The organism is uncultured Kiloniella sp. (genome assembly GCF_937128705.1).
In the GTDB taxonomy this organism is placed as follows: domain Bacteria; phylum Pseudomonadota; class Alphaproteobacteria; order Kiloniellales; family Kiloniellaceae; genus Kiloniella.
In genome coordinates this window covers 1-3,987 of sequence record NZ_CAKZMP010000423.1, presented here as the reverse complement: position 1 = coordinate 3,987, position 3,987 = coordinate 1, and the positions used below count along the sequence as shown (strand labels likewise).

The following is a 3,987-nucleotide window of genomic DNA, read 5'->3' as shown; positions in this document are numbered from 1 at the left end:
AATCTTTATCTTATCTAGTTCATTTTCAATTTTTTTAGATTAAAGTTTACTTAAAGAAGATATCACCCATTGTTCTTTTTAAGAATCAAAAAAGAACGCCTTATTCCATAATGTCCTATAAGGTTAAAACTCTTCTATTAATTTATCTAATTATTCATATATTGATTAAGCTAATTCAAACATTTATTCTCATTCGTTAAAGTTTTATCTTCTTTCTTTAGCTTAATCTAGTTTACTGCCAAGTTCTTCTGAAAACTTTGCATGTTCTGATACTCTATTATATTAATTAAAAAGTTTTAATTTATTTATGCCATGGAAAGCACTGGATTTACTGAGCTTTTTGCGGTTTTAAATAATTTTCCAGATTCATTAAAATAATACAATGCAGAATCTAATTTTTGTTGATTAAAGTATTCGTCTCCTAAATTTAATTGTGCTGAAGCAAAATTAATAGAATCATCTTCATCTGCAGTTGCAGATAAAAGTCTTTGCTTTAATAAATCTATACTTCTTCTATAATAACTAACAGCATTTTTACTATCACCCATAATAGAATAAGCATCTGCAATAGCTATTTTAATACTAGCTTGCTCAAAAATTAAACCTTGATCTACTGCTATTTTTGAAGCAATAAGGTAGTTCTCTAAAGCAGTTGTTAAGTCACTTTTTAAACGATATGCATTTCCCATTTGCAAATATCCCGAATACAAATATTTTACAGAATCCATTTCTTTTGCAGATTCAATTAGCTCTTTACTATAAACTATTATTTCGTCTGTATCTGTTTCGTTGTCAGCAATGTCTTTAAGTATACCTAATTTATTAGCTCTTTCATAAGTATTATTTTTTAAAATTGTAATAAGTATTATTTTTTTATTACTACTTTAGGCTAAAGTATATTTTAAAAATGAAATAAACCCTGTAAAGGAAAATTCCCGTAAAGGAAAAGCTATGTCGCTCGTAAGTTTGAATGAAACGATCACAATCGCAATGTCGGTCACAGACCGTCACAAAAGTGCGGATTGGTACAAGGAAATGCTCGGCTTTGAGCTTATGTATCATGCGGATGAAGCCGGCTGGTCAGAGATTGTAACCAACACACAAAACGTGACAATTGGCCTTGGCGAACACACAAAAACCGCCCCCGGCAACTGTGTGCCCGTATTCGGCATCGCAGATCTGGATAGCGCACGGGGCAAGATGGAAGATGCTGGTGTTCGATTTGATGGCCCCACTGACGTGGTCGAAGGCATGGTCAAAACGGCAACCTTTTATGATCCCGACAACAATGCACTTATGCTTGCGGAAGATCTATCAGGAGCTGCTGGCTGATAAGCCTGAGGGCGCGTTCTTTATACTCGCTTTTTTTTGGGGGGCGTTGTTTGGAGCTTGTTATTTAGACTGTTGCAGTAGGTCCGATTAATGCCTGATTCTGATGGCATCAAGCAATTCCCTCCCTCAACCACCGCCCTAGAACGATCTTTTCCAGCGTTTAAATTTGGTGCCGATGTTCACCAAGCGGGCGTAGTGTTTGCCCCGGTCAGCATCGGTGCTATGGATTTCAGTGGCGATTTAAAAGGATGCCTCTACCACAGAGCGTTTTCAGCCAAGACAATTTTCATCACGAGGCAATTTTCATCACGAGGCAATTCTCCATTGGCATTTTTTGCCAGAAGAAGCGTTCACGCATGAAACATTATCTTTAAATCTGCGCCTTAAAGTCTGTGACGTTTGCCCTGATCAGGAATAGGTCATCCGGAAGGTGAGGCAGATACGCTCGCCCGTTGGTTTGTTGGTCTTGGGGATCTGGTGGAGCCAGTAGTGCTGGGTTTCGCCCTTCATCAATAACAGATTGCCCGCTTTCAGGTTGATATCAAACGGCAGGGTCTCGCCTGATTTTGGCTTGAATTGAAAAACCCGATCACCGCCGAAACTGAGCGAGGCGATGGCCGGATTTGTGCCCAACTCTGCCTCGTCATCCGCATGCCACGCGACGCTGTCTCGCTCGTGTCGGTAGAGATTGCAAAGCGCGCTGTTATAGGTAAACCCGGTTAAGTCTTCCACCCGTTGTTTGAGGCTTAACAGCAAAGGCGTCATCGGCCTTGCAGGCATGTACAGACGCGAATAGGTATAGTCAGAATCCCCGTACCATTGCTGCAAACGGGGGATCGGCACGGTCCGGCCATGGAGGGAGATATGCGCTTGCTGCCAATCCAGATCGGCTTTCAGCTGTTCAAAAATCTCTGCGCTTTCAGCAGCCGAATAGGCCTCTGGAAAGCATGAGATATCGGCTTGTGGGGCAGGATAGTGAATTACCCTAGTATCCGATGTGTCTAGGGTTTCAGATGTATCTGGAGTACCCGGCGTATTTGATGTATCCGGCAATCTACCCTCCCCCACTTACCTTAACAGACTTAAGAATTGGCGGCCTATTCTTCGTCAGTCTCTTCTGGGCCAGTATCTTCTGCACCTGTATCTTCTTCAGGAGCCTCTCCTGCGGGAACTTCTTTCTTGGCCGCCTCTGCCTCAGCAGATTTGGCCTCAACAGTCTTTGTCTCGGCAGTTTTTGTACTCATAGCTTCGGCAGTCATAGCTTCGGCCCAAGCAAGACGGTTGGCTTCGCTATCTTCTTTTTCACCAAGGAAGTCTTGATAACTCTCGGGATCAAAGGTGACGGGAACCAACGTGATGTCTTCTCTATTAAGCTCTATACGTGCGCGGGTGATCACCGTGCTGTACAGCTTGTGATAGCGGAATATTTTATAGAATCCCGGGTTCCACTCTTTGAACACTTTGTTGCCGAGATAACGTATAACGGGAACACTTTCAGGCTTACCTTTTTCTTCGACGATATCGTCGACGGTCGCCAGAATGTCTTCGGCATAATCCTCAATCATTTCTTCGAGCTTGAGCAGTTCTGTAGCTTTTTCATCAGGGATTTCGGACTTTCCCTGTACCCAGCTGAAAAGATCCCTTGCCGGGACTCTGAGAACGCCAGCGGCTTCGCGATGGGTCATGCCCATTCCAAAAATGATATCGTCCATTTGATCTGGTGTAAGTATTGACAATTTATAACGTCCTGTTTTGTAAGGGTATTGCTAAAACAACATGAACAGCAATAGCAATAAAGTTAGTAGGCCTCATCCGTGTTGAAGTTGTGGGATGGTATAAGGCCTGATTGTTCTGACGCCTATGTAGCATGATCTGACAGATTATGAACATATTATTTCAAAAGAATTTTGGCAAATTTTGCGTGACTGTTCCGGTCATTTTTTAAGTGGGTATTCTGGTAGGTATCAAATTGCCTTCAAAATGCGGATTACTATGCCTTCCGGTGAGAACAAGTTCTCTTGAAATTTTGCAGCCCAGAACTGTTGCAGAACTGTAAATGTGGTAGAACCAAGCGAACTCTGAAGGTCTTCCAGATCAAGATACACTGGTTTTGGGCAATTTATTCACTTGCCAGCACAGCTTATTGCTTGAAGACCGTATATAAGAAAATGCTTCTCATTGTTTTGCTTATGACGACATAGAATCTTAATGCTCCACCATTGCATCTACAATAATTCTACCTCAACCGTCCCAGAACGATCTTTTCCAACGTATTAAAGTCTTTGTTGCCGATGTCGATAAAACGGGCGCCGAGTTTGCCGTGGTCCGCATCGGCGCGGCGGATTTCGATATCGATCAAAAAGGGATCGGCCTTTTGCAGAAGGATTTCGAGGCTGACAATATCACCAACTTTCAAGCCTAGTCCTTCGATATCCAGCTTTTCGCCATCGTCAACAATAACGTCCATATCGCCGTATTCTTCAAGGTCGGTTTCTTCGCCTTTGATGCCCACGCCGCCGGGACTAATGTCATTAATTGTGACACGCACACCGTTGAGAATGGCCTCTATCCCCTTCAGCTTTGCGGCAAGGTTCACTGCGCGGCGATGATCGCGTCTTCTTTCTTTGTTATAAACCGCTACTACCTTCGCCATAA

Annotated in this window: 6 protein-coding genes; 2 read left to right on the top strand and 4 right to left on the bottom strand. The window is 42.7% G+C overall.

Features of this window, described 5'->3' with window-relative positions; all coding sequences use genetic code 11:
- Positions 1 to 305: 305 nt before the first annotated feature.
- A complete protein-coding gene (locus Q0241_RS21775; protein WP_299381283.1) occupies positions 306 to 689 on the bottom strand; it encodes a tetratricopeptide repeat protein in 384 nt (127 codons plus the stop codon).
- Positions 690 to 951: 262 nt separating this feature from the next.
- Between Q0241_RS21775 and Q0241_RS21770 the strand changes: the two genes are divergently transcribed.
- Together Q0241_RS21770 and Q0241_RS21765 are read left to right on the top strand one after the other, a co-directional pair.
- Positions 952 to 1,332: a VOC family protein gene (locus Q0241_RS21770; protein WP_299381280.1), complete on the top strand. Its 381-nt coding sequence runs from the start codon at positions 952 to 954 to the stop codon at positions 1,330 to 1,332.
- A gap of 90 nt (positions 1,333 to 1,422) precedes the next feature.
- A complete protein-coding gene (locus Q0241_RS21765; RefSeq protein WP_299381277.1) occupies positions 1,423 to 1,692 on the top strand; it encodes a hypothetical protein in 270 nt (89 codons plus the stop codon).
- A gap of 48 nt (positions 1,693 to 1,740) precedes the next feature.
- On the opposite strand, the gene Q0241_RS21760 is transcribed toward Q0241_RS21765, so the two are convergent.
- The 3 genes from Q0241_RS21760 to Q0241_RS21750 form a co-directional block, all read right to left on the bottom strand.
- On the bottom strand, positions 1,741 to 2,400 hold the full coding sequence (locus Q0241_RS21760; protein WP_299381275.1) for an alpha-ketoglutarate-dependent dioxygenase AlkB: 660 nt from the start codon (positions 2,398 to 2,400) through the stop codon (positions 1,741 to 1,743).
- Between the two features lie 29 nt (positions 2,401 to 2,429).
- Positions 2,430 to 3,068 carry a DUF4447 family protein gene (locus Q0241_RS21755; protein WP_299381272.1) on the bottom strand — a complete coding sequence of 213 codons (639 nt, stop codon included), beginning with the start codon at positions 3,066 to 3,068 and terminating at the stop codon, positions 2,430 to 2,432.
- Positions 3,069 to 3,568: 500 nt separating this feature from the next.
- On the bottom strand, positions 3,569 to 3,987 hold a 419-nt coding region (locus Q0241_RS21750; RefSeq protein WP_299381269.1), incomplete at its 5' end, for a PilZ domain-containing protein.